The organism is Staphylococcus pasteuri (assembly GCF_003970495.1).
Classification (GTDB): domain Bacteria; phylum Bacillota; class Bacilli; order Staphylococcales; family Staphylococcaceae; genus Staphylococcus; species Staphylococcus pasteuri.
Genome location: NZ_RXWW01000040.1, coordinates 25,909 through 52,659 on the forward strand (window position 1 = coordinate 25,909; position 26,751 = coordinate 52,659).

Below are 26,751 nucleotides of genomic sequence, written 5' to 3' on the forward strand. Positions count from 1 at the left end.
AATGTTATAGTGTCTATTATAGATTGAGAAAAATATAAAGAGGGGACTCAATAAATGAATATACCAAAATCAGTATGGTGGCTTGTAATTGGGATGGCTCTAAATATTACGGGCGCCAGCTTTTTGTGGCCATTAAATACGATTTACATGAAAGAAGAACTTAATAAAAGTTTAACAATTGCTGGTGTAGTTTTATTAATTAATTCTTTAGGTATGGTTGTAGGCAACCTACTTGGCGGTGTATTATTTGATAAACTTGGTGGTTATAAAACAATACTTATTGGTACATTTACATGTTTATTTAGTACGACGTTATTAAATTTATTCCATGGTTGGCCTTGGTACGCTGTATGGCTTGTGTTGCTTGGGTTCGGTGGCGGAATGATTATACCCGCTATTTATGCCATGGCCGGAGCTGTTTGGCCTAATGGTGGTAGACAAACCTTTAACGCAATATATTTAGCTCAAAATATCGGCGTAGCATTAGGTGCAGCGTTAGGTGGATTTGTTGCTGAATTTAGTTTTAATTATATTTTTATGGCAAATTTAATTATGTATGTTCTATTTGCATTAGTTGCAATCACACAATTTAATTTAGAAATAAATGCTAAACTTAAGCGACAAGATAATATTGATTTGAAAAGTCAAGAGAACGTTAGCCGATTTGTTTCATTAATTTTAGTTTGTATTGTCTTTGCTATTTGTTGGATTGGTTATATTCAATGGGAAACAACTATAGCGTCATTCACACAATCTATCCATATTTCTATGTCGCAATATAGTGTGTTATGGACAATAAACGGTATTATGATTTTAGTTGCACAACCATTAATTAGACCAGTAATCGTTCTTTTAAAAGGTAATTTAAAAAAACAAATGTTTGTTGGTATTATTATTTTTATGTGTTCATTTTTAGTTACTAGTTTTGCGCATCAATTTTCTATATTTGTTATAGGTATGGTTATTTTAACGTTTGGTGAAATGTTTGTATGGCCGGCTGTTCCAACGATAGCTAATCAATTAGCTCCAGAAGGCAAAGTGGGACAATATCAAGGTATAGTCAATTCAGCTTCTACAGTTGGTAAAGCACTTGGACCATTATTTGGTGGGGTGTTAGTAGATATGTTTAATATGAGAATAATGTTTTTAACAATCATTTTATTACTTGGTATTTCAATTATTATTTTAAGTTTATTTACTAAAAGTAAAGCAGCCAAAAAATATCTGGATTATTAATATATCTACATTAATTAAAAATTAATAGTAACCTCTTGCAATCGAACGCATAATCACATACTATTAATTTGTAATAACATGTTATTAGACGCTTTTCTACAGAGAACTAGTGTGGTGAGAACTAGTGTTAAGGACTAAAATAACATTATAAAATATAACGAATTTAATTATGACATCTCTTACTATTGAATGAAGTGCGCTGAAAATGCGAAAAAGGGTGGTAACGCGGCTTAGGTCGTCCCTTTATCATTAGTGAGAGGTGTCTTTTTATTGAATAGGAGGAAACGTATTGAATTACAATCACAACGAAATTGAGAAGAAATGGCAACAATATTGGGAAGAGAATAAAACGTTTAAAACACAGGATAATTTAGGTCAAAAGAAATTTTATGCATTAGATATGTTTCCTTATCCATCAGGTGCAGGTCTACATGTAGGTCATCCTGAAGGTTATACTGCAACTGATATTATTTCACGCTATAAACGAATGCAAGGATATAATGTGCTTCATCCGATGGGATGGGATGCATTCGGATTACCTGCTGAACAATATGCATTAGACACAGGTAATGATCCTCGCGAATTCACTCAACAAAACATTCAAACATTTAAACGTCAAATACAAGAATTAGGTTTTAGTTATGATTGGGATAGAGAAGTAAATACTACTGACCCAGAATATTATAAATGGACACAATGGATATTTATACAATTGTATAACAAAGGTTTAGCTTACGTTGATGAAGTAGCTGTAAACTGGTGCCCAGCTTTAGGTACTGTTTTATCAAATGAAGAAGTTGTGGATGGTGTATCTGAACGAGGAGGTCATCCAGTTTATAGAAAGCCTATGAAACAATGGGTACTAAAAATTACAGAATATGCGGATCGTTTATTAGAAGATTTAGAGGATTTAGATTGGCCTGAATCAATTAAAGATATGCAACGTAACTGGATTGGACGTTCAGAAGGCGCTAAAGTTTCATTTGATGTTAAAGGTATTAATGAAAAAATTGAAGTTTTTACAACTAGACCAGATACAATTTACGGAACTTCATTTTTAGTATTAAGTCCAGAGCATGAACTAGTTAATAAAATTACTAGTGATGATAAAGAAGAAGAAATCAAAGCTTATCAAAAAGAAGCTTCAAAAAAATCTGATTTAGAACGTACAGATTTAGCTAAAGGAAAGACAGGTGTGTTTACAGGCGCTTATGCAATCAATCCTATTTCTGGTGATCAACTACCAATTTGGATTGCAGATTATGTTCTATCTACGTATGGCACAGGTGCAGTTATGGCAGTACCAGGTCATGACGAACGTGATCATGAATTTGCTGAGAAATTCGAATTACCTATCATTGAAGTGATTGAAGGTGGAGATGTTCAAACTGAAGCTTACACTGGCAATGGTCCACATGTTAACTCCGGTGAACTTAATGGATTATATAATGAAGAAGCAATTTCTAAGGCTATTGAATTATTAGAAAATCATCATGCAGGAGAAAAGAAAGTTAATTATAAATTACGTGATTGGTTATTTAGTAGACAACGTTATTGGGGTGAACCAATACCAATTATCCATTGGGAAGACGGTTCTATGTCTACAGTACCTGAAGAAGAACTGCCATTATTACTTCCAGAAACTGACGAAATCAAACCATCAGGTACTGGTGAATCTCCATTAGCTAATATAGATGAGTTTGTAAATGTTGTTGATGAACAGACTGGAATGAAAGGTCGTCGTGAAACGAATACTATGCCTCAGTGGGCAGGTAGTTGTTGGTACTATTTACGATATATAGACCCTAAAAATGAGAAAATGATTGCTGATCCTGAAAAATTAAAACATTGGTTACCAGTAGATTTATATATTGGTGGCGTAGAACATGCAGTATTGCATTTATTATATGCAAGATTCTGGCATAAAGTACTTTACGATTTAGGTGTTGTACCTACAAAAGAACCATTCCAAAAATTATATAACCAAGGAATGATTTTAGGTGAAGGTAATGAAAAAATGAGTAAATCTAAAGGAAATGTTATTAACCCTGATGATATAGTGAATTCTCATGGTGCTGATACATTACGTTTATATGAAATGTTTATGGGACCATTAGATGCAGCTATAGCATGGAGTGATAAAGGACTAGATGGTTCACGTCGCTTCCTAGATAGAGTATGGCGTTTAATTGTTAAAGAAGACGGTACTTTATCTGACAAAATTGTTGACACTAATAATAAATCTTTAGATAAATCATATAACCAAACTGTTAAAAAAGTAACAGAAGATTTTGATAGCCTAGGTTTCAACACTGCTATTAGTCAATTAATGGTATTTATCAATGATTGTTACAAAGCAGAAGAAATTTACAAACCTTATATTGAAGGATTTGTAACTATGTTAGCACCAATAGCCCCTCATATTGGAGAAGAGCTATGGTCAAGATTAGGTCATACTGATACTATTACTTATCAACCTTGGCCAACTTATAATGAATCGCTACTAGTCGATGATGAAGTAGAAATCGTGGTCCAAGTTAATGGAAAATTAAGAGCAAAAATTGAAATTCCTAAAGACTTATCTAAAGAAGAAATGCAAGATTTAGCATTAGCAAATGATAATGTTAAAATGAGTATTGAAGGTAAAGAAATTAAAAAAATAATTGCTGTACCACAAAAATTAGTCAACATTGTTGCTAAATAGAATATTTTAAAAGGAGTTTTAATAATGGAATCAATTACAATTGATGAGTTGAAAGAAAAAATATTGGATTCAAATCCAATTAATATTGTAGATGTACGTAATGATAATGAAACTGCAATGGGGATTATTCCTGGTGCAAAGACTATTCCTATGAATGAAATTCCTGATAACTTAAAAGAATTCGATTCAAATCAAACTTATTATATAATTTGTGCAGCTGGCGCACGCAGTGCTAGAGTTGTTGAATATTTAGAAAATAATGATATTCATGCTGTTAATGTAGAAGGTGGCATGAATGAATGGGGAACAGAAGGATTAGAAATTAAAAACATTTAATATTGGAAAGTGATTTTTAAGAGTTAGATTTTGAATGCCTTTTATATTAAGGTATTCAAATCTAACTCTTTTTTTATGAAATCTTATTTGATAACGTTGAAATATTTACATGACAAATATGTTAAAAATAAATTAAAACGTGTACTATAATATTTAATTTATGTATACTAGAATTTGAATAAAATTGATGATAAAATCAAAGTGAATATTAATTCATTATATTGGTTAAAATAGCAAATTGATTCATTTAATACATATGTATCATAAACGCTCATTAATTATAAACAACAAAGACGATACAACTAGGAGGAACAATTAATGAATTTATTTAGGAAACGGAAATTCAGTATTAGAAAGTTTAACATAGGTATTTTTTCAACAATTATTGGTACTACACTTTTTTTAAGTCAAACTCATCAAGCATTAGCAGAAGAAAATGAATTAAATACCAATAGTGATACGCCTAATACTGCACTTACAGGTGAAACAAATACTAATGAATTAACAACTGCTAATCAAAATAATGTGACAAATAATAATGTCGCTAATACATCAGATGGTACGATAGACAATCAAGTTAATGATAATCAACGCAATGCAAATGACTTGCTAGGAAATGAATCTATCTCTGAAACAAATCCTGATTTAAGTAAAGAACAGTCGACTGAATCATCAACAAATAATAATTTTGACCCTAGCACAAACAATTCAACAAAACTTCAACTCGATAGCATAAATAATGATATTGTATTACCTGAAAATTTAGTGAATGGAGAAACTCAACAAAATCAACCTAAATTAGTAACAGAATCAAGGCCTAAAGAAGATAGACCTAAGAAAAGAAGTCGACGTGCAGTTGTTGATAATAATGCAGGTGGTACAGTTAATTCAACCACTGTGATTGATCCAAAAATAAATAATACTGGTCCTAACGCAATCAACGAGGTATTAACTTTTGATGATATTGGGGTCACTCCAAGTAAAAGTAGAAATAACCCTACAGTTACTATTGTTGAACAATTACCCGGATTTAATCTTATAAACGGAGGTAAAGTTGGTGTTATAAGTCATACTTTGGTTAGGTCTGGTATGTTTAATTCAAGTGACGAAAAAAATTACCAAGCTCAAAACAATGTCATTGTTTTAGGTAGAGCCAATGGTGCTGATCCTAATGATCATGGAGATTTTAATGGAATTGAGAAGACTTTAACAGTCAATCCAAATTCTGAATTAGTCTTTGATTTTTCTACAATGTTAACTAAAAATAGGCAAGGTGCTGTAAATATTGTTATTAGAAATGCTGATGACGATAATATAATTGGAGAAAAAACAGTATCAACAAGAGCTCAATCGAGATTATTTAAAGTACCTGATAATGTTACACATTTAAAAATTCAATTTATACCTAATAACGATGCTATCACTGATATTGCAGGTGTTTATCAACTCAAAGATGGCTATAAATATTATGATTTTATAGATAATGTAGGTCTATTTTCTGGTTCGCATATATATGTTGAAAATAGAAATATAGAAACAAAGGCAGTAAATAATAGAGAATTCAATGTTTCAACTTCATTGAAAAACGATGGTGATTTTGCAGCCTCAATGAATACGAACGAATTTGTTTATACTATTCATTTACCAGAAGGTATAGAATATGTCGACCAATCACTTACTACAGAATTGCCATTTGGTAATGGTTCAGGAAATATGTTAAATCCGATGATTACTACATATGACCCAACAACTCGTACAATCACTATAAAAAGTAATGGAGATGAAACAAATTCAAATAACGCATCATTAATGCCTAATAAAAATTTGAACATTAACTATAAATTACGTGTTAATAATGTTCCAACACCAAGACAAGTTACTTTCCAAGATAATTTAGTATATAAAACTTTTGCTGAAGAATATTTCGATACGCCTCCAACACCGAGTGATGTCAATTTAGAACCTTATAATATAGATATTGTTATGAATAAAGATGAATTACAACGAGCTGTAGATACTAAAGTCATAGCTTCGAATTATACCATTGCTTCTGTAGATGAATATAATACGTTAAAAGCAAGAGCTCAAACCATCTTAGATGAATCTAGAAATAATGTTCCAATCAATCAGAGAATCTCTCAAGCAGACATTGATCAATTAACTTATCAATTGCAACATACTTTAATTAGTAGAGTAGAAGCGGCTCGAGCAGTTAATAACAAAGCCGATGATATGACAGATACTGTTAATCAGGATAATGAACTAACAGATGAAGAAAAAGAAGCGGCAATTAATAAAATTGAACAAGATAGAGATAATGCTATCAATAATATTGATGATCAAACAACTGATGATGGTGTGACAAATGAAAAAAATGCAGGTTTAAATATATTAAATGGAGATACAGGAACACCTATAGCAAAACCTAGTGCAAGACAGGCTGTAAACGATAAAGCTACTGAACAAAGAGCATTGATTAATCAAGATACAGTTGCTACGACTGAAGAAAAAGAAGCGGCACTAGAAGAATTAGATAATGATGTAACTACTGCTTTAGCTAATATTGATAATGCTCAAAACAACGCACAGGTAGAAGCAGCTAAAAATAATGCAATTAATAAGATTAATACAGATAGACCAGCTGATATTTATAAAGCCAACGCAAAAGCTGAAATTAACCAAGCAGCAACAGCGAAACGTCAAGAAATTAATCAAAATAATGAAGCTACTCAAGAAGAAAAAGAGGCTGCACTTAATGAACTTAATCAAACAACTAATCAAGCTATAGGTGAAATTGATAATAGTGTATCAAATAGCGACGTAGATCAAGCTAAAGATAATGGTGTAAATGCAATTAATATCATTAATCCAGTTACCATAGTTAAACAAAATGCTCGTGATGCAGTTGCTAATGTAGCACAACAAAAGAAGGATGAAATTAACGCCAATACAGATGCAACGTTAGAAGAAAGACAAGCTGCAATTCAAGCAGTTGACCAAGCTTTAACAGAAGCTAATACAAATATTACGAATGCAAATACAAATGATGAAGTTGACCAAGCTAAAAATAATTCTATAAATACAATTCAAAGCATTCAACCAGAAACACAAGTAAAAACAAATGCTAAAAATTTATTGAATTTAAAAGCACAAGAACAACTTAATATAATTGCAAATAATAACGATGCAACTATAGAAGAACAACAAGCAGCACAACAAATACTTGATACAGAACTTAATCAAGGTATTCAAAATATAGAAAACGCGGATACTAATCAAGAAGTTGAAAATGCAAAAGATACGTCTATACAAAATATTCAAAGTATTCAACCAGCCACAAAGGTAAAATCAGATGCTAGAACGGCAGTTAATGAAAAAGCAACAGAAGTAATTAATAATATTAACGCCACACCAGGTGCTACTAAGGAAGAAAGAGATGAAGCTATTGCACAAGTAAACACACTATTAAATAGAGTAATAAATGATATTAATACATCAAGTACTACACCTATGGTTGAAGCTTTAAGAGATGCAGCAATTAATGATTTAGGAAATATTCAACCACATGTTACTAAAAAGCAAGAAGCAATAGCGATATTAAACCAATTAGCTACTGATAAAAAACAAGACATAAATCAAAATATTAATGCAACTACTGAAGAAAAAGAAGCCGCAATTAATGAAGTAGATACACAACTAGCAGATGCACTTAATCATATTGATCAAGCAGACACTAACGCTCAAGTAGATGAAGAACAACAAAATGGAACGGCAGCGATTAACAATATACAAGAGCAAATCGTTAAAAAACCTGATGCTCGTAATGAAATTAATCAACATTATAATGATAAATTATCTCAAATTAATCAAACACCCGATGCAACGACTGACGAGAAAGCAGCTGCAATTCAATTACTAGACGAGCAAAAGAAACAGGCTCTAGAAGCTATAAATCAAGCACAAACTAACAACGATGTAGATCAAGCCAAAGAACAAGCTATTCAAAACATAGATGCTGTTCAAGTTGATGTAGTGGTGAAACCAGATGCGAGACATTCGTTAGAGTCTGCAAAAAATGCACAACAACAAGTGATTAATGCAACACCTGATGCAACTGTTGAAGAAATTAATACAGCATTACAAAAATTAAATCAAATATTCAATCAAGCAAATAATGCTATTAATCAGGCGCAAACAAATCAACAAGTAACAGATGCTACTCAGCAATCAATTGAAATGATTCATAATACATTACCTGAGACAACAGTGAAAACTAATGCAAGAAATAATATAGAAAATCAATCTAATAAACAAAATCAGCTCATTCAAAATAGTGATGAATCCACGGTTGAAGAGAAAAATGAGGCACAAGAATTGGTGAATCAAGCCAAAGAACAATCAATTAAAAATATAGATCAAGCTCATACAAATCAAGAGGTGGAAACGGCATATAATAATGGCATACAAAGTATACAACAAATATCGCCATCTACTGCTATTAAGACTAATGCAAGACAAACTATATCTAAAGCCATTCAAGATAAAGAGAAACCAGTACTTGAAAATCAAGAAGCTACACAAGAAGAAAAAAATCAATTTATGACTAAAATGAATACGTTATTAAATGATTTGAATCAACAAATTACAAAAGACACTACAAATCAAGAAGTAGCAAATACTAAAGATAATGGATTAGTAAGTATTGAGCAGTCTGTTTTTCAACCAACTGTAAAACAAGATGCAAGAATTAAAATACAAGAATTTGCTGAAAAGCAAACGGAATTAATTAATCATAGTGAAGATGCTACAAATGAAGAAAAAAATAATGCTTTAGAAAAACTTAAAGCTACTGTTGAAAATATTATTAACCAAATCAATACTGCGACAATGAATAGTCAAGTTAATCTGGCACAAAATAATGGAGAATCTGCAATTTCTATTATTTTGCCTAAAATTGTAGTTAAAGAAGAAGCAAGAACTCAAATTAACCAAGCCATCAATAATCAAGATGAAGTTATTAGAAAAGTTCAAGATGCAACGCAAGAAGAAAAAGATGAAGCTAATGATGAAGTTAATCGTTTGGCAAATCAGGCAATCAATGACATCAACAATCTAAGAAATAATAATCAAGTAGAAGTAGCAAAAGATGAAGCTATCAATAAGATCCAACAAATATTGCCATCTACTGCAGTTAAAACTAATGCAAGACAATTATTAAATGAAACTAGTCAAAATAAGATTAAAAATATAAAAGAGACGTTAAACGCCACTACCAATGAAATTGAAGCAGCAATTTCAGAAATCGAGAAAATTTTAGAACAAGCATTAAGTCAAATTAACCAAGATATAACGACACAACAAGTAAATAAAACAAAAGAACAAGGGGTTCAAGCTATTAATGATGTTCAAGTTAAAGTGGTTAAAAAACCAGAAGCAAATGAACTTCTTTCACAAGTTGCGAATAATCAAGAACAATTAATTAACCAAATAAATGAAGCGACAAAAGAAGAGAAAGAATTGGCTATTACTAAAGTGCTAAAAGAATTAGAAAAGGCTAAAGAACTTATTAATAATGCATTGTCAAACAGTGAAGTGGATCAAGTTTATATAGATGCAGCTAAGATCATTGAATCAATTAAACCTAATATAGAAGTTAAACCTCAAGCAAATAAAGATATCAATCAAGTAGCTGATGAAGTTAAAAATCAAATTAAACTTTTAAAAAATGTTGATTCCAATGCTGTAAATAATGCTATGAGAAAAATCGCGTCAATATTAGAAGAAGCAGATATAAGAATCAAACAAGCAAAAACAAATGATGAAGTTAGCCAAATTGTTATTGAAACGATAGAAAAATTAAAAGGAATTAAAATATCGCCACTTAAATCTAATATCAAAATAGATACGGTTAGATCAATGACTAATTGTAAGAATTATATAGAAAAACAGATTTCATCATCTGGTTCTAAATTAAATAGTGAATTACCAGAAACTGGCTTAAGTCAAAATCATTTACCTTTAGCTGGATTCACATTTACTTTTGGAATTTGGTTATATTTAAGAAGTTTAAAACTAAGAGATTATAAAAAATAAAAAGTTTGATACTTCATCAATTAATTTTGATAAAGATAGATAAAACATACCTAATTCTTCATGCTATAAATATTTAATTCTTATTAAATAAGTATATTTTTATACTAGATTTATAATTAGGTTGATGATAAAATAATTATTAAATTTAATAGGTTGTGCATATTACAAAGGTGTGCAACCTATTTGAAATCTAAATATAATTCTAATGTTTTACATCATGAAATTACACCTAGGAGGACAATCATTATGAATTTATTTAAACAACAAAAGTTTAGTATTCGAAAATTTAATGTTGGTATTTTCTCAGCATTAATTGCTACAGTAGCATTTTTAGGCGTAAATACTAATAGTGCTGAAGCATCAGAAGTAGAGAATGGGGTTGCTAATAACCAAGTCGATAACGCTGTCGTTAATCAAGAGCAAACTAATAATGTAGACAGCCAATTCAGTGACACAAATCAAGTAGTTGACCCTAACGTTAATCAAGCTACTACTGAGAATAATAACCAAGACGCAACAACTGAAAATATTAATAATCCTGTTGTGAATAGTGGGGAAGGCGTTAGTAATCAAGATAATACTACTACAAATGATGAAGTTAATACCCCAGCCGTAGAAGTTGTACAACCTGCTGTTTCGTTAGATGACTTACAAACACCAAAATTACCAACTGAATTAAATAATGATAATCAAAATAGTAAAGTACCAACGGAAGGTTTAAACAAACCTGTCGCAACAGTAGAAACAAATCAGTCTCCTAAGAAAAGAAGTAAACGTGACGTGGGAGATAGTACAAACGATAATAATGTAGTAGCTAATAACCAAGTGGATAATGCTCAAAATCAAACATTAAATAATGCTAAACAAGTCGCTACTAATGAAATTAATCAAAAAGCTACTGAGAAAAACCAATCAATTAATACTACTGCAGAAGCCACACAAGAGGAAAAGCAAGTTGCATTAACAGACGTTGAGCACCAACAATTTAATGCTAATAATAATATTCAACAAGCTGCATCTGAAAACGATGTTACTACAGCAAAAAATAATGGTTTAACTGCTATTGATAATATTACTGTACAAACACATGCTAAAGAAGCTGCACGTAATGCGATTGTTCAAAAGGTAGCTGATCAAATCTTAAATATTAATAATAACCAAAATGCTACAAATGAAGAAAAAGCAGAAGCAGTAAACCAAGTTCATAATGTTGAACACCAGGCCTTAAAAAACATCAATGGTGCTAATACACAAGATGAAATAAATAATATTCAAAATCAAAATGTTACATCAATTGGAAAAGTTGAACCTACTACAACTGTGAAACCAACTGCTATTTCTGAAGTTAATCAAGCTGCAACTGAACATAATAGTACTATTGATGGAAATAGTGGTGCTACAACAGAAGAAAAAGCGAAGGCAAAAGAAAAAGTAAATGGATTAGCAGGGGTTACAACTTATAACATTAATCATTCTTCTTCAAATCAAGAAGTTAATCAAGCTAAAGAATTAGGTATAAATCAAATTAATGCAATTACGCCAGAAACGGCCGTAAAAGATTCGGCGAATGACGAAGTTAATCAAGCAGCACAACAACAAAAAGAACATAATAATAATAACTATGCAGATGCTACGACAGAAGAAAAAAAAGAAGCTAATAATTTAGTAGATAGTTTAGCCAATGAGGCACATACTGACATTGCAGCTGCTAATACAAAAGACGAAGTAAATAATGTGAAAAATAATACTGTACAAGCCTTACAAAATGCTAGCACTGTTGTTGCAAAGAAACCAGCTGCAAGAGACCAAATTAATCAAGCACTAAGTGATAAAAAACAAGCGATTAATAATTCAAATCAATCAACAACAGAAGAAAAAGCTGACGCAATTAATCAATTAGATCCGAAAAAAGCTGAAATTGATAATAATATCAATCAAGCTACAACTAATGATGAAGTGTCAACTGCTGTAACAAATGGTTTAAATGAACTCAATAATATTGAACCTGCAACTGTTAAAAAGCAACAAGCAAAAACAACTATTGCTCAAGATGCAGATAATCACAAGCAACTTATCAATCAAGATACTAATTCAACTACTGAAGAACATGATGCAGCTAACGCTAAGATAGATCAAGCAGTTGCAAAAGCCAATAATGATATTGACCAAGCAGCTACTAATAATGATGTAGATAATGCTGTTGCAACTAACCAAACAGAGATTAACCAAATACAACAAGATGCTCAAGTCAAACCTGCTGCAAAAGCAGAAATTGCTCAAAAAGTTACTGAACAAGAAACGGTTATACAAGCAACTCGAGGTACAACTACTGAAGAAATTAATGAAGCACTTCAAGCCTTACAAACAGCTAAAACTCAAGCTGACCAAGCTATAGATGCAGCACAGTCAAATGCGGATGTAGAAAATGTTAAAAATGAAGAAATAGCTAAAATAGCTTCAATTTTACCATCACAAGAATACAAAAATAATGCTATAGCTGAAATAGAAAATTTAGGTGAACAACGCAAAGTAGAACTAACTCAAAATCCTGATATGACTAAAGAAGAACGTGATGATACTGTTGATTCAGTAGATAGAGCAGTAGGTCAAGGTACTAATAATGTTTACCAAGCTTTGAGTAAACAATCCGTTGATAATGCTAAAAATGATGCGATTACTAACATCAACCAAGTTAGAGCATTTGTGAATGTAAAACAAGATGCGAGAGACGCAATCAGCCAAGTAGCTGATCAACGTAAACAAACTTTCCCTAATGATGTTCATGCAACTGATGAAGAAAAACAAGAAGCTTCAAATAATGTTGATGCAATTGTTACAAAAGCAAATGAACAAATTAACCAAGCTACTACTGATGCACAGGTAGCGCAAGTTAAAAATCAAGCCATTCAAGATATAGATTTAGTAGTACCACAAAGTAATGCTAAAACGACAGCTTTATCAAATATTCAAACTAAACAGGAACAACAAACATATATTATAAACAACGAACCAAATGCTACTTCAGAGGAAAAAGCGATTGCTTTACAAGAGTTAAATCAAGTAGTTACAAACGCCAATAATGAAGTTAATGCGGCTACTACAAATGCACAAGTGGCTACAGCTGAACAAAATGGTATAACAGCTATTAGTAACACACTTCCAGCAACACAGACTAAAGGTGATGCTAAAGCTGCATTAGATCAAGCTGCTACAAATCAAAAAGCATTATTAGGTCAAAATCAAGATGCAACTACTGAAGAAAAAGATGCGGCAAATCAATTAATCGATCGAGCTCTTAATAATGCGAAACAATCTGTTACTGATGTAGATAGTGCTATAGATGTTGAAACTAAAAAGAATGAAGGTATCGACAATATCAATCAAATAACTGCAGATACAGGTGTTAAAACTGCTGTAAAACAAGATTTACAAAATCAAGCTAATGCTAAAAAGCAAGAAATTGCTAATAGTCCTTTATCTACTGAAGAAGAAAAACAAGCAGCAAATACAAAAGTTGATAATGCATTACAACAAGGTTTAACTGATGTTACTAACGCTCAAAGTATTGTAGACGTTAATAATGCAGTTAAAACTAACGATGAAACCATTCAAGCCATTCAACCAGAAACTACAGTCAAAGATAATGCTAAAAAAGAAGCTTTAAACATCTTGAATCAACAAAAAGATACAATTTATCAAAATGCCAATGCTACTGCTGAAGAAAAGCAATTAGCTGGTGATAAATTAGATCAATTAGCTTCTAAAGTTATCAATAATATTAATCAAGCAAACACTAACAATGATGTAGATCAAGCTAAAACAAATGCAATAACAGAAATCAATCAATTTACACCATCAATTGTTAAGAAAGAAAATGCTAATGAAGAATTAACAGATGCGGCAGATTTAAAACAAGCTGAGTTAGATAAATCTCAAAATAATAGTCAAGAAGATATTGATGATGCTAAACAAACAGTACAAGCTATTTTATCTAAAGCTAAAGAACAAGTGAACCAAGCACAAACTAATCAACAAGTTGATGAAGCTAAAGCTAATGGAATTAATGCATTACAAAATGTTCAACCAATAGGTGGATTAAGACGAGATGCATTAAAAGAAGTTAATGATGTTTACAATGATAAAGTTAATGAAATACAAGATGCTGTGAATGGTACACAAGAAGAAATTACAGCTACATTGAATAATTTAAATAACATAAAAGCTCAAGATGACACAGCGATTAACCAAGCTACAAATGTACAACAATTAACAACTGCCAAAGACCAAGCTTTAAGTGATATTAATAGTTTTGAATTCACATTTACTAAAAAGTCAGATGCCATTACAGAAATTCGTGATGCTTTATCAGCTAAAGAAAATTCTATTAATGAAAATAACAAAGCAACTTCTCAAGAAAAAGATAATGCTATAAATAGTGCTAGAGAACAAGCAAATATTGCATTTATTAACATTAATAACGCTGATACAAATCAACAAGTTGATGATGCAGTGTCAAACGGTAAAGCAGAAATTGATCAGGTCACTCCAGAAGTTGTAACTAAACCAAATGCGATTGAATCTATTAATCAACTTGCTGATCAATTAAAAGAAACATTTGGACAAACATTAGGCGCTACACTTGATGAATCTGAAGAAGCTGCACAAAAAGTAGATACTATTGTTAATAACGCTAACAATGAAATTGAAAATGCAGCATCTGACATTGATGTAGCTCAAATCAAAGCGAATGCTATGAATGATTTAAATCAAGTTGTCATTAATGTTGAACAAATTTCTAATGCAGCAAAAGCATTAAGAGAAGAAGCGGATAAAGTTAAAGAAACAATTGATTCAAATGAAGATGCAGTAGAAAGTGAAAAATTAGCTGCTAAAGAAAATTTGAATAATATTTTAGAAAAAGGTTTAGCTGTATTAAATGTACAAAATACTAATGAAGAAGTAGCGAATGCAAAATCAAACTTTATAGATCAAATTAAAGCTATCAAAGTGGATACAGTTGTTAAACCTAGAGCTATATCAGAAGTAACGAAATTTGTTAATAACCAAGTTGCATTAATTCAAAGTTCAACAAAAGCTACTACTGACGAAAAAGAAGACGCAATTAATAGAGTGAAAGCAATTGAAGATGAATCATTAGCATCAATAAAAAATGCCAATAATAGTAATGACATTAACGAAGTGGTTGAAAATGCTCAATTAAAATTAGGATCAGTGAATGTTAAAGCTATAATTAAAGAAGAAACAATCAAAGCATTAGATGATAAGATTGCAGAACAAAAAGAAAAGATTAATAATTCACAAGCAAATCAAGAACAAAAAGATAAAGCATTGAGTCAATTAGGCCAGCTTACTTCTAAAATTGGTGAACAAGTAGATCAAGCCCAATCAAATGAAGATGTGTTAAAAGTTAAAGAAGAAACAATCAAACAAATTGAAGCGATTGTTCCAAAAGTAACTCAAAAAACACCTCAAAAAGATCCAAACCAAGAACCGGTAAAAACACCTCAAAAAGACAAAGATAATGATAATGATGTTCCAACTCAACAAACAACAGTCACTGGAAGCAAAACTGATGAAGATAATACTCCTATAAAAAATGGAGAAAACATCGATGAACAAGTTACTTCATCAACAGTTGAACAAAGTGAAGAGAACGACAATAACTCAACATCAGAAGCTAAACAATTACCAGAAACTGGACAAAACGATAGTCACATACCAGTGGCAGGAATTGCCTTTGCGGCTGGTGCTGCTATAGTTAGCAGACGACTAAGTCAAAAGAAAGATAAATCAGAATAAAATAGTTAAACTGTAAGTTTGATCCAATAAAATCATAAATAAAACAGAGTTTAGGTATTAATCCTAAACTCTGTTTTTATATACAAATATTTATAATAAATTATCATATTTTCCAGCATTTAAACCTGCTACGTGACCAGTAACTAATGCACTTGTAATATTATATCCACCAGTATAACCGTGGATATCTAACACTTCACCACATAAGAAAAGGCCTTTAGACAATTTCGACATCATAGTCTTAGGTTCTATCTCTTTTAAAGAAACACCGCCACCAGTTACGAACGCCTTATCAATTGGTAAAGTTCCATTAACATTAAATGAAAATCCTTTTAATAACTTAACTATTGTATTTAATTGTTGATTTGAAAGATGATGTGATGTTGTTTCATTATCAATTTCAGCTTGTTCTAAAATAAATAACAAATATCTTTCTTCAATTAACCCATGTAGACTGTTTTTAATATATTTATCAGGTTCATCTTTTAATAATTTTCTAATATGTTGTGAAAGTTCATCTTCGTTCATAGTTGGAAAGACATCAAGTGCCATTTTTATATCTTGTTTCTTTTGATTTTTTTGTTCTTTATAAACAAATTGACTACATCTTAATGCAGCTGGTCCACTGACACCAAAATGTGTAAAAATCATATCCATTTGATGACTAATTCTTTTTTTGCCATTCTTTTTTAATACGGATAATTCTACATCTTTGAGACTTAGTCCTTTCAATGTTTTATCTTTAATAAAACGTTCAGGAGAAGTGATAGGTACTTCGGTAGGGAACAATTCTGTAATAGAATGGCCTAGCGATTTTGCAAAAGTATATCCGTCACCAGTCGAACCTGTTTGGGGTACACTCGTACCACCAGTTGCTATAATTAAACTTTTAGATTTATAAGTTTGTTGTGCAGTTTCAACTGAAAAAATACCCTCATTATCTTGTGATACATTAAGAACAGTGGTTTCTTCCTTAACTGTAACATTTTGTTTATTAATCGTATCAACTAAAGTATCAACGACGTCTTGCGCTTTATTTGATACAGGGAACATGCGCCCATGATCTTCTTCTTTGAGTTTTACGCCACGACTCTCAAAAAAATGAATAATAGATTCATTATCAAAAACAGAGAAGGGACTATATAAAAATTTTCCATTTCCAGGAATGTTTTTAATAATTTCTTCATAAGGTAAGCGATTGGTTACATTGCAACGACCACCACCTGAAATTTTTAATTTTCTACCAAGTCCTTTCTTTTTTTCTAACAAGAGAACTTGGTTACTACTAGAGCTAGCGGCAACAGCAGCCATTAGTCCGCTGGGGCCACCACCGATGATGATTGTTTGATACATTTTAACTGCCTCCAATAAATATTCATCACTATTGTATCTGAATAGAAAAATATATGCTATAGAAGTTGTATAATTAGATGACAATGAATAAAATGAGAATTATAATAGGAAACTTGAAGTATCATACATAAAAATCGACTAGCTAAGATTTGAGATTGCTTTTTATTTTATCAAAAGCGTGTTTACTAATAAAAATATGATAAAATCAATTAACACAAATAGTTTTTGTGATATATTTTATATTAATGTAAGCTAATGATAATGAATAAGATATGAAGTTAAATAACTTTAATAAACTTTTAAAGATAGGAAGATAGTTAATGAGCGAAAGTAAAGAAATGGTTCGTGGGACCTTCTTAATTACATTTAGTATATTAATTACGAAAGTTCTAGGTGTTCTATTTATTATTCCGTTTAACCATTTAATTGGTGGACAAGAAAATATGGCACCGTTTACTTATGCCTATGCGCCATATAATATTGCAATAGCTGTAGCAACAGCTGGCGTACCGTTAGCAGCTTCAAAATATGTTGCTAAATACAATGCTTTAGGTGCATACAAAGTAAGTCAGAAGTTTTATAAATCAAGTTTTATAGTGATGAGTATAACTGGTATTCTAGGATTTTTACTATTATACTTCCTAGCACCATATATTTCAGAATTAACACTATCACGTAATGCATCAGATAAAAATGGTTGGTCAGTTGCTGATATTACATGGATTATTAGAATTATAAGTATGGTTGTTATATTTATACCAGTACTAGCAACTTGGAGAGGTATATTCCAAGGTTATAAATCTATGGGACCAACAGCAGTATCAGAAGTTACAGAACAAATTGCACGTGTAATATTCATTTTAGTTGGAAGTTATTTAGTGTTAAATGTCTTTAATGGCACTGTATTAATGGCTAATGGTATAGCTACGTTTGCAGCAGCTATTGGTGCGATAACAGGTATTTTCACATTATGGTATTACTGGAGAAAACGTAAGAAACATATTGATAAAATGGTTTTATCAGATAACACAGATATAAATGTATCTTACGGAAATATGTATAAAGAAATTATAAAATATAGTATTCCATTTGTAATTGTGAGTTTAAACTTCCCGTTATTTAATTTAGTCGATCAATTTACTCATAACGGAGCTTTATCTATTGTAGGCGTATCTTCACAATTACAAGATATTTTCTTTAATATGTTGAATATGTCAACAAATAAAATAGTAATGATTCCTACATCTTTAAGTGCTGGTTTTGCAGTAAGTTTAATACCTTATATTACTAAGACATACGAAGAAGGTCGATTGCATGAAATGCATAGACAGATAAGAACATCTATTGGAGTGCTTATGTTTATTACTGTTCCTGCTAGTATAGGAATTATGGCATTAGCTCAACCATTATTTACAGTTTTCTATGGCTACGATCCAGTTGTTCAAGGTCATGACCCTAACTTTGATGGTAGTAGATTGTTATTCATATATGCTCCAGTAGCAATTTTAATTTCATTATTAAGTGTGACGGCTTCAATGTTACAAGGTATTGATAAACAGAAGTTAACTGTATATGTGATCTTGGGTGCAGTGGCTATTAAGTTGATATTAAACTATCCTCTAATTATGTTATTACGTACACCAGGTGCAGTACTTAGTACGTCAATTGCATTATTATTCGCAATTGGTTGCAACTTCTTTATCTTAAAGAAATATGCCAAATTTAAGTTCAGCTATAGTTGGATTCATTTTGGAAAAATATTCTTGTATTCATTCATTATGATGATAGGTGTAGAACTTGTCTTCTTTATTGGTAAGCTATTCTTAGCACCAAGTAAAGTAGGATATCTAATTATTATTATTGCTGGTGTTATCGTAGGTGCTGCAATTTATGGTGGAATTACAATAAAAACTAAATTTGCTGATGAATTTTTAGGAGAAATACCTGAAAAAATTAGACGTAAAGTTGGGTTCTTACGATGAGAATTGATAAATTTTTAGCTAATATGGGGATTGGCACACGTAACGAAGTTAAACAAAACTTGAAAAAAGGTCATGTGAAAGTTAATGATAGCGTGACTAAATCACCAAAAACCCATATCAATCCTGAAGTAGATATAGTTAAAGTTAATGAGGAAGTTATTAAATATATTGATAAAATTTATATTATGTTAAATAAACCAAGTGGTGTCATTTCTGTCACTGAAGATGACAAAGATAAAACCGTCATTGATTTAATCCCTGAGTATCAACACTTGGGGATTTTCCCTGTCGGTAGATTAGATAAAGATACAGAAGGTTTATTGCTTATTACTAATGATGGGCAATTTAATCATGATTTGATGAGTCCTCATAAACACGTTCCTAAAACTTATGAAGTTGTGTCTCAAAATTCCATATCGGAAAATGATATTAAATTATTCGAAAAAGGTATAGAACTTTCTGATGGAAAGGTGAAGCCAGCTCAATTAGAAATAATTGAAAACAAGCTCTCACGTGTTACCATATATGAAGGTAAATACCACCAAGTAAAAAGAATGTTTCATGAGATAGAAAATGAGGTATTAAAATTAAAACGTATTAAAATAGCTAATTTAGAGTTAGATGAAACACTCGAATTAGGAGAATATCGTTTATTAACAGAAAATGATTTTAAATTATTGTTAAACTAAAGAAAGAGAAGGTGTAATTTATGGCAAAAGGTACAAATTTATTTAGAGTAGTTCTAGGTTTAGGCGGCGCTGCAGCAGCAGTATTATTATCTCGTAAAGAAAGTAGAGATAAATTAAAAGAACAGTATAATCAATATAAAGAAGATCCAGAATCATACAAAGCAAATGCTAAAGATTTAGCTAATCAATTAAGTACGAAAGCTAATGAAACAATTCAAGACGTGAAAAACGATCCTAAAGGTTATGCAGAAAGATTAAAAAATGACCCTAAAGCTTTCTTAGAAGAAGAAAAAACTAAATTCACAAACTTAGATGATAAAAAAGAAGACGACCTAGACGAAGGTAAGTTTGATGATGAAGGTGGCGCAACAGTAAATAATAATTTACGTGTCGTTTCAGAAGATGACTTAAAAAATAATAAAAATGCGTTAGATGATAACAAATAATATTGGTTAACTTGAAACCCTATGTACTATTTCCAATAAGAGATAGTACATAGGGTTTTATTTAGTTATAAAAATTTAGAAAATTTCGTAATATTTCTGACGTCTTACTGTAGTTTCCTTGTAACTTCATGTAAAATAGTAAATAACTTATAAAAAAGGAAGTCGAATTCGAATGTGGAAAGAAAAAGTTCAAGAATACGAAAACCAAATAATTGAAGATTTAAAAGGTTTGTTGTCGATTGAAAGTGTAAGAGATGACAGTAAAGCTAGTGATGATGCGCCTGTAGGACCTGGACCTAGAGAAGCATTAGACTATATGTATAAATTGGCTGAAAGAGATGGATTTTCTACTCATGACGTAGAGCATATTGCCGGACGTATAGAAGCGGGTAACGGTGACGATCTCTTAGGTATTCTTTGCCACGTCGACGTAGTACCTGCTGGTGACGGTTGGGATTCAAATCCATTTGACCCAGTTGTTACAGACCAGTCAATCATAGCAAGGGGTACACTAGATGATAAAGGACCTACAATAGCAGCTTATTATGCAGTTAAGATTTTAAATGATATGAAGGTCGACTGGAAGAAACGAATTCATATTATTATTGGAACTGATGAAGAATCAGATTGGAAATGTACAGACCGTTATTTCCAAACGGAGGAAATGCCTGCACTAGGATTTGCACCAGATGCTGAATTTCCTGCTATTCATGGTGAGAAAGGTATCACTACATTTGATTTAGTTCAAAATGAAATGGCTGAAGATGTAGATGAACCAGATTATGAATTAATTTCATTTAATTCTGGACAACGTTATAACATGGTTCCAGATCATGCTGAAGCTAAAGTTTTAGTTAAAGAAAACATGACTGATGTTATTCAAAACTTTGAATATTTTATAGAATCAAATCAATTACAAGGTGAAAGCACAGTTGACAGTGGAATTCTTATTTTAACTATTGAAGGTAAAGCTGTTCATGGTATGGATCCTTCATTAGGTGTAAATGCTGGCTTATATCTATTAGAATTTTTAGCTACATTAAACTTAAATAAAAGTGCTAAAGACTTTGTAAACTTTAGTAATCAATATTTACATGTTTCTCATTTTGGTGAAAAAATGGGTATGAAATTCCATACTGATATTATGGGCGAAGTTACTACTAATATAGGTGTTATCAATTATGATAATGAAAATGCTGGCCGATTTGGAATAAATTTAAGATATCCGCAAGGTTTTGAATTTGAAGAAGCTATAGAACGTTTTACTAATGAAATTAAACCATTAGGATTTAGAGTAGAAATGGGTAAAGTTCAAAAACCACACTATGTAGATAAAAATGATCCTTTTGTTCAAAAATTAGTAACAGCATATAGAAACCAAACTGGAGATATGACAGAGCCATACACAATAGGTGGAGGCACATACGCCAGAAACCTAGACAAAGGTGTCGCTTTTGGGGCAATGTTTAATGATTCAGAAGACTTAATGCATCAGAAAAATGAATACATCACGAAAAAACAACTATTTAATGCAACGAGTATTTACCTCGAAGCGTTATACTCATTATGTGTGGAGGGATAATTTATGACAAAAGTTTTTATTAATGGTGAATTTTTAAATCAAGATGAAGCTAAAGTATCATACGAAGATAGAGGATATGTTTTTGGTGACGGAATTTACGAATATATTCGTGCTTACGAAGGTAAACTATTTACTGTAAAAGAACATTTCGAGAGATTTTTAAGAAGTGCTAACGAAATTGGATTAGATCTTACTTATACAGTTGATGAATTAATTGAATTAGTTCGTAAACTCTTAGAAGTAAATGATGTTAAAAATGGCGGTATTTATATTCAAGCTACACGTGGTGTTGCACCTCGTGAACATTCATTCCCAACACCACCAGTAAAACCGGTTATCATGGCATTTACAAAAAGTTATGATAGACCTTATGAAGATTTAGAAAATGGTATTTATACTATGACAACAGAAGATATTCGTTGGTTACGTTGTGATATTAAAAGTTTAAACCTATTAGGTAATGTTTTAGCTAAAGAATTTGCTGTTAAATACAATGCTAGTGAAGCGATTCAACATCGTGGAGAAACTGTAACAGAAGGGGCTTCAAGTAACGTATATGCTATTAAAGATGGAAAAATATATACACATCCTATAAATAATTTTATTTTAAACGGAATTACGAGAAGAGTCATTAAATGGATTTCTGAAGATAAAAATATTCCATTTATTGAAGAAACGTTTACTGTTGATTTCTTAAAAAATGCAGATGACGTTATTATTTCAAGTACGTCTGCTGAAGTTATGCCAGTAGTTAAAATTGATGGGGAAGATGTCGGAGATGGTAAAGTAGGCACTGTTACGCGACAATTACAAGAAGGATTCAATCAGTATATAGAAACACATAGTATATAAGTTGAATATTTATCAAAATTTCCACAACTATCTCACTCTAAATATGTTATAATCTAATTCAAAGTAGTTTTATAAATATTTAATGAGCGGACTAGTAAAATGTGTCTTTTAGTTTCTCATTTTTAGTTGAAATATGATGGTAAAAATTATAAAATCTTCTATGAGTGATATTAAATGAGGACGCAATTTTCAAGCGTATTTTTAGGGACAAAAATATACGAAATAGCCAACTCACAAAAACTGTAAAATAAATTTTAACAAGCGTGTAGAGCGACTATACGGTTTATATAAATTAGAATATATGGCTCTTGAAAACATATTTCTGGAGCCATTTTCTAATTGAAAGTGAGGTGAACGTGTTGGAGCAGTTTTATCAGTTAGGGTGGACATTAGATTCAGCTGGAGGCGCTTCTGGAGAGGCCTATATGGCTGAACAAGATGGACAAAAGTTGTTTTTAAAACGAAATACGAATCCTTTTATTGCAGCTTTATCTGCAGAGGGTATTGTACCTAAACTTGTTTGGACAAAAAGAATAGAAACCGGCGAAGTAGTTACGGCGCAGCATTGGAAAAACGGTCGCGAATTAAGTGCGAACGAAATGCATCAACCTAGAGTAGCCAAAATATTAAAAAAAATCCACAATTCTAAACCATTACTTACAATGTTAAAAAGAATGGAAATGGAACCTATTACGCCAGAGATTATGCTTAATAAAATTAATGCCTCTTTATCTAGAGAAGTGTTAACACATCATGTTGTTAGAAAAGCATTAACATATTTAGAAGAGCATATACCAAATTTAGATTCTCGTTTCTTTACTGTCGTACATGGTGATGTTAATCATAATAATTGGTTGTTATCTGATAGAGACGAACTATTTTTAGTGGACTGGGAAGGTGCAATGATTGCAGATCCAGCTATTGATATCGGAATGCTGCTTTACAATTACGTTCCCGAGAAGAAGTGGTCTAAATGGTTCGAAACTTACGGCGTACAAGAAAGTTTGAACTTGAATAAACGTATGAAATGGTACACTGTGATTCAATCAATTGGTATGGTTCAATGGTATGAAGAACAGAAACGTTTTAAAGATATGAATACATGGCTTGAATTTTTAAATGAAGTTATGAATAGTAACTTATTTATTTAAGGAGATTTGATTATGAGAGTTCGCTACAAACCATGGGCGGAAGATTATTTAAAGGATCATCCAGATTTAGTAGATATGGATGGTTCACATGCTGGACATATAGAAGAATGGTTTGATAAGAAGCAACCTATTTATATAGAAATTGGCTCCGGTATGGGACAATTTATCACTACACTTGCCGCACAACATCCAGAGATTAACTTTATTTCAATGGAACGTGAAAAGAGTGTTATGTATAAAGTGCTTGATAAAGTAAAAGAGCAAAACTTAACAAATCTCAAAATGATTTGTAATGATGCGATAGAACTTAATGAATATTTTAAAGATGGGGAAGTTTCTAGAATATATCTAAACTTTTCTGATCCTTGGCCAAAAAAACGTCATGCTAAACGTAGATTGACTTATCATACATATCTAGCGCTTTATAAACAAATTTTAATTGATGATGGTGAAATTCACTTTAAAACTGATAATAGAGGTCTTTTTGCCTTTAGTTTAGAAAGTATGTCTCAATTCGGAATGTATTTTACAAAGATGAATTTAAACCTTCACGAAGAAGACGATGAGGATAATATCCTTACCGAATACGAACAGAAGTTTTCGGATAAGGGTTCTAGAATATATCGAATGGAAGCAAAATTTCATAATAATATTCAGCCAAATACTGATAATATATGATTATAAGCCTGAGACATTTATTGATGTCTCAGGTTTTATTTTGTCCAAGTTTAATGATTTAAATTAAAACTAGCGACATTATTTTAGTTATTAGGATTAATTTCATTAATATTATTTTAACTTTTTAAAAAAATTGACTTTCAAAATTTTGTAATATCTTTTCGACAAATAAGTGAATAATTTCACAAACGTAATTGATAATGAATATTATTTAGTATAATTAAAAGTGATCAAGGGAGGAATAAAAATGATTAATAAAGATACAATTGTTGCTGACGTCGTAACCGACATGCCATTAAGTTCCGATATTTTCAGAAAATATGGTATTGATTTTTGTTGTGGAGGCAATATTTCAATTGAGCAAGCCGTTGAAAATAAAAAAGTTGATTTACAAACTATCTTAGATGAAATTAACCAGTTACCTAATGAATCACAAGGTAATATCAATGTTAAATATCTTGATGTGCCATCATTAATTCAATATATACAGTCTCGTTATCATGAAACGATGCGTGAGGAATTTAAAAATCTATCTCCATACGTTACAAAAGTAGCTAAGGTACATGGACCTAACCATCCATTTTTAATTGAATTGCAAAATTTATATCGTCAATATAGAGATGGAATGCTTGAGCATATGGATGAAGAAGATAATCACGACTTTCCAGCATTAATCAAAATTTCACGAGGGGAACACGTTGATGATGCTTCGAAAATTATAGAAAGCCTAGTTAATGACCATACACAAACTGGACAATTATTAGAGGATATGAGAGAACTAACTAATCAATATCAAGCACCTAGTGAAGCGTGCCAAACTTGGAGACTCGTATATAATCGTCTTGAAAATTTAGAGCGTGAAACACATGAACATGTTCATCTTGAAAACCATGTCTTATTTAATAAATTTTAATTAATGAAAGGGTGTTTAATATATGGTAAAAAAGTTGCAGGTCACACATTTTTAGCTCAACTCGGGAAAAAACGTTTACGTCCAGGTGGAATTTTAGCTACCAATTGGTTAATTGATAAAGGTTGTTTTTCAAATGATAAACGTGTTTTAGAAGTTGCATGTAATATGTGTACAACGTCTATTGAATTAGCTCAAAAATACCAATGCCAAATTGAAGCAGTTGACTTAAATAAAGCAGCATTACAAGTTGGCCAACAAAACGTAGATAAAAACGATTTAAATGACTATATTCATCTAACACAAGCAAATGCGATGGATTTACCTTTTGAAGATGAAAGTTTCGATATTATTTTAAACGAAGCAATGCTAACAATGTTACCTTATAAGGTTAAAGAAAAAGTATTAAAAGAATATTATCGTGTACTTAAACCTAATGGAATTGTACTTACACACGATATTGCTATTATAAATCGAGATAATGAGGACGTTATAGTTAATGAATTGAGTAAAGCAATCAATATGAAAGTGACGCCTTTAACGCCAGAAATTTGGTATAGTTTATTTAAAGATGCAGGATTTTCACAAGTTGAATCAAAAATAGGACCATTATCATTGATGTTACCAGTTGGCATGTTAAGAGATGAGGGTTTACTAGGAACTTTAAAAATTTTAAAAAATGCATTTAAAAAAGAAAACCGTCATATGTTTATAACTATGTTTAAAACAATGCGCAAACATAAATCAAATATGAATTATATTGTTCATGCTATTAAAAAATAGTTAAAATTAAAACGATTGATAACCTTAACATAGATAAAGATGTAAGGTTAAAGAAATCATTTAAAATAAGACAAAACCCATCAAAAGGGTCTTGTCTTATTTTTTACTTTTTAAGAACATCATACTTATGAATGGT

15 protein-coding genes and 1 pseudogene are annotated in these 26,751 nt (G+C 31.2%); 15 read left to right on the forward strand and 1 reads right to left on the reverse strand.

The genetic code is table 11. The features are described 5' to 3' along the window. The first annotated feature begins 54 nt into the window (after positions 1 to 54). From CD121_RS06395 to CD121_RS06415, 6 genes and pseudogenes are all read left to right on the forward strand, one after another. Positions 55 to 1,236 (forward strand): MDR family MFS transporter, encoded by a 1,182-nt coding sequence (locus CD121_RS06395; protein WP_117238945.1) that lies wholly within the window; start codon positions 55 to 57, stop codon positions 1,234 to 1,236. A gap of 289 nt (positions 1,237 to 1,525) precedes the next feature. Then, a complete protein-coding gene (leuS, locus tag CD121_RS06400; protein ID WP_046466834.1) occupies positions 1,526 to 3,940 on the forward strand; it encodes a leucine--tRNA ligase in 2,415 nt (804 codons plus the stop codon). A 24-nt stretch (positions 3,941 to 3,964) separates the two neighbouring features. Next, positions 3,965 to 4,276, forward strand: a complete 312-nt coding sequence (locus tag CD121_RS06405; protein ID WP_046466833.1) for a rhodanese-like domain-containing protein — start codon at positions 3,965 to 3,967, stop codon at positions 4,274 to 4,276. 318 nt (positions 4,277 to 4,594) lie between these two features. Further along, positions 4,595 to 10,369, forward strand: coding sequence for a SasC/FmtB family protein (locus tag CD121_RS06410; RefSeq protein ID WP_126567656.1), 5,775 nt, complete (start codon positions 4,595 to 4,597; stop codon positions 10,367 to 10,369). A 246-nt stretch (positions 10,370 to 10,615) separates the two neighbouring features. Next, a pseudogene (locus tag CD121_RS12545) lies at positions 10,616 to 10,703 on the forward strand (YSIRK-type signal peptide-containing protein); the annotation flags it as partial. Positions 10,704 to 11,194: 491 nt separating this feature from the next. Next, the gene (locus CD121_RS06415; protein ID WP_371683222.1) at positions 11,195 to 16,189 is read left to right on the forward strand and encodes a DUF1542 domain-containing protein; all 4,995 of its coding nucleotides are present in this window, start codon (positions 11,195 to 11,197) and stop codon (positions 16,187 to 16,189) included. Positions 16,190 to 16,279: 90 nt separating this feature from the next. On the opposite strand, the gene CD121_RS06420 is transcribed toward CD121_RS06415, so the two are convergent. Continuing rightward, positions 16,280 to 17,542, reverse strand: coding sequence for a BaiN/RdsA family NAD(P)/FAD-dependent oxidoreductase (locus CD121_RS06420; protein ID WP_070454005.1), 1,263 nt, complete (start codon positions 17,540 to 17,542; stop codon positions 16,280 to 16,282). Between the two features lie 320 nt (positions 17,543 to 17,862). Between CD121_RS06420 and CD121_RS06425 the strand changes: the two genes are divergently transcribed. The 9 genes from CD121_RS06425 (at position 17,863) to CD121_RS06465 (ending at position 26,615) form a co-directional block, all read left to right on the forward strand. Further along, the gene (locus CD121_RS06425; protein WP_017638275.1) at positions 17,863 to 19,524 is read left to right on the forward strand and encodes a putative polysaccharide biosynthesis protein; all 1,662 of its coding nucleotides are present in this window, start codon (positions 17,863 to 17,865) and stop codon (positions 19,522 to 19,524) included. Further along, entirely contained in the window at positions 19,521 to 20,213 is a 693-nt protein-coding gene (locus CD121_RS06430) for a pseudouridine synthase (RefSeq protein ID WP_126567658.1), read from the forward strand. The genes CD121_RS06425 and CD121_RS06430 overlap by 4 nt, the downstream gene beginning before the upstream one ends. Positions 20,214 to 20,233: 20 nt before the next feature. Further along, positions 20,234 to 20,659, forward strand: a complete 426-nt coding sequence (locus tag CD121_RS06435; protein WP_017638273.1) for a YtxH domain-containing protein — start codon at positions 20,234 to 20,236, stop codon at positions 20,657 to 20,659. 172 nt (positions 20,660 to 20,831) lie between these two features. After that, on the forward strand, positions 20,832 to 22,241 hold the full coding sequence (gene pepV / locus CD121_RS06440) for a dipeptidase PepV (RefSeq protein ID WP_017638272.1): 1,410 nt from the start codon (positions 20,832 to 20,834) through the stop codon (positions 22,239 to 22,241). A 3-nt stretch (positions 22,242 to 22,244) separates the two neighbouring features. Further along, the gene (gene dat / locus CD121_RS06445) at positions 22,245 to 23,093 is read left to right on the forward strand and encodes a D-amino-acid transaminase (RefSeq protein WP_126567659.1); all 849 of its coding nucleotides are present in this window, start codon (positions 22,245 to 22,247) and stop codon (positions 23,091 to 23,093) included. Positions 23,094 to 23,452: 359 nt separating this feature from the next. Further along, positions 23,453 to 24,244 carry a phosphotransferase family protein gene (locus CD121_RS06450; protein WP_017638270.1) on the forward strand — a complete coding sequence of 264 codons (792 nt, stop codon included), beginning with the start codon at positions 23,453 to 23,455 and terminating at the stop codon, positions 24,242 to 24,244. A gap of 12 nt (positions 24,245 to 24,256) precedes the next feature. Continuing rightward, entirely contained in the window at positions 24,257 to 24,922 is a 666-nt protein-coding gene (gene trmB, locus CD121_RS06455) for a tRNA (guanosine(46)-N7)-methyltransferase TrmB (protein ID WP_126567660.1), read from the forward strand. A gap of 247 nt (positions 24,923 to 25,169) precedes the next feature. Further along, entirely contained in the window at positions 25,170 to 25,835 is a 666-nt protein-coding gene (scdA, locus tag CD121_RS06460; RefSeq protein ID WP_126567661.1) for an iron-sulfur cluster repair di-iron protein ScdA, read from the forward strand. Between the two features lie 3 nt (positions 25,836 to 25,838). Further along, entirely contained in the window at positions 25,839 to 26,615 is a 777-nt protein-coding gene (locus tag CD121_RS06465; RefSeq protein ID WP_126567662.1) for a class I SAM-dependent methyltransferase, read from the forward strand. Positions 26,616 to 26,751: the final 136 nt, after the last annotated feature.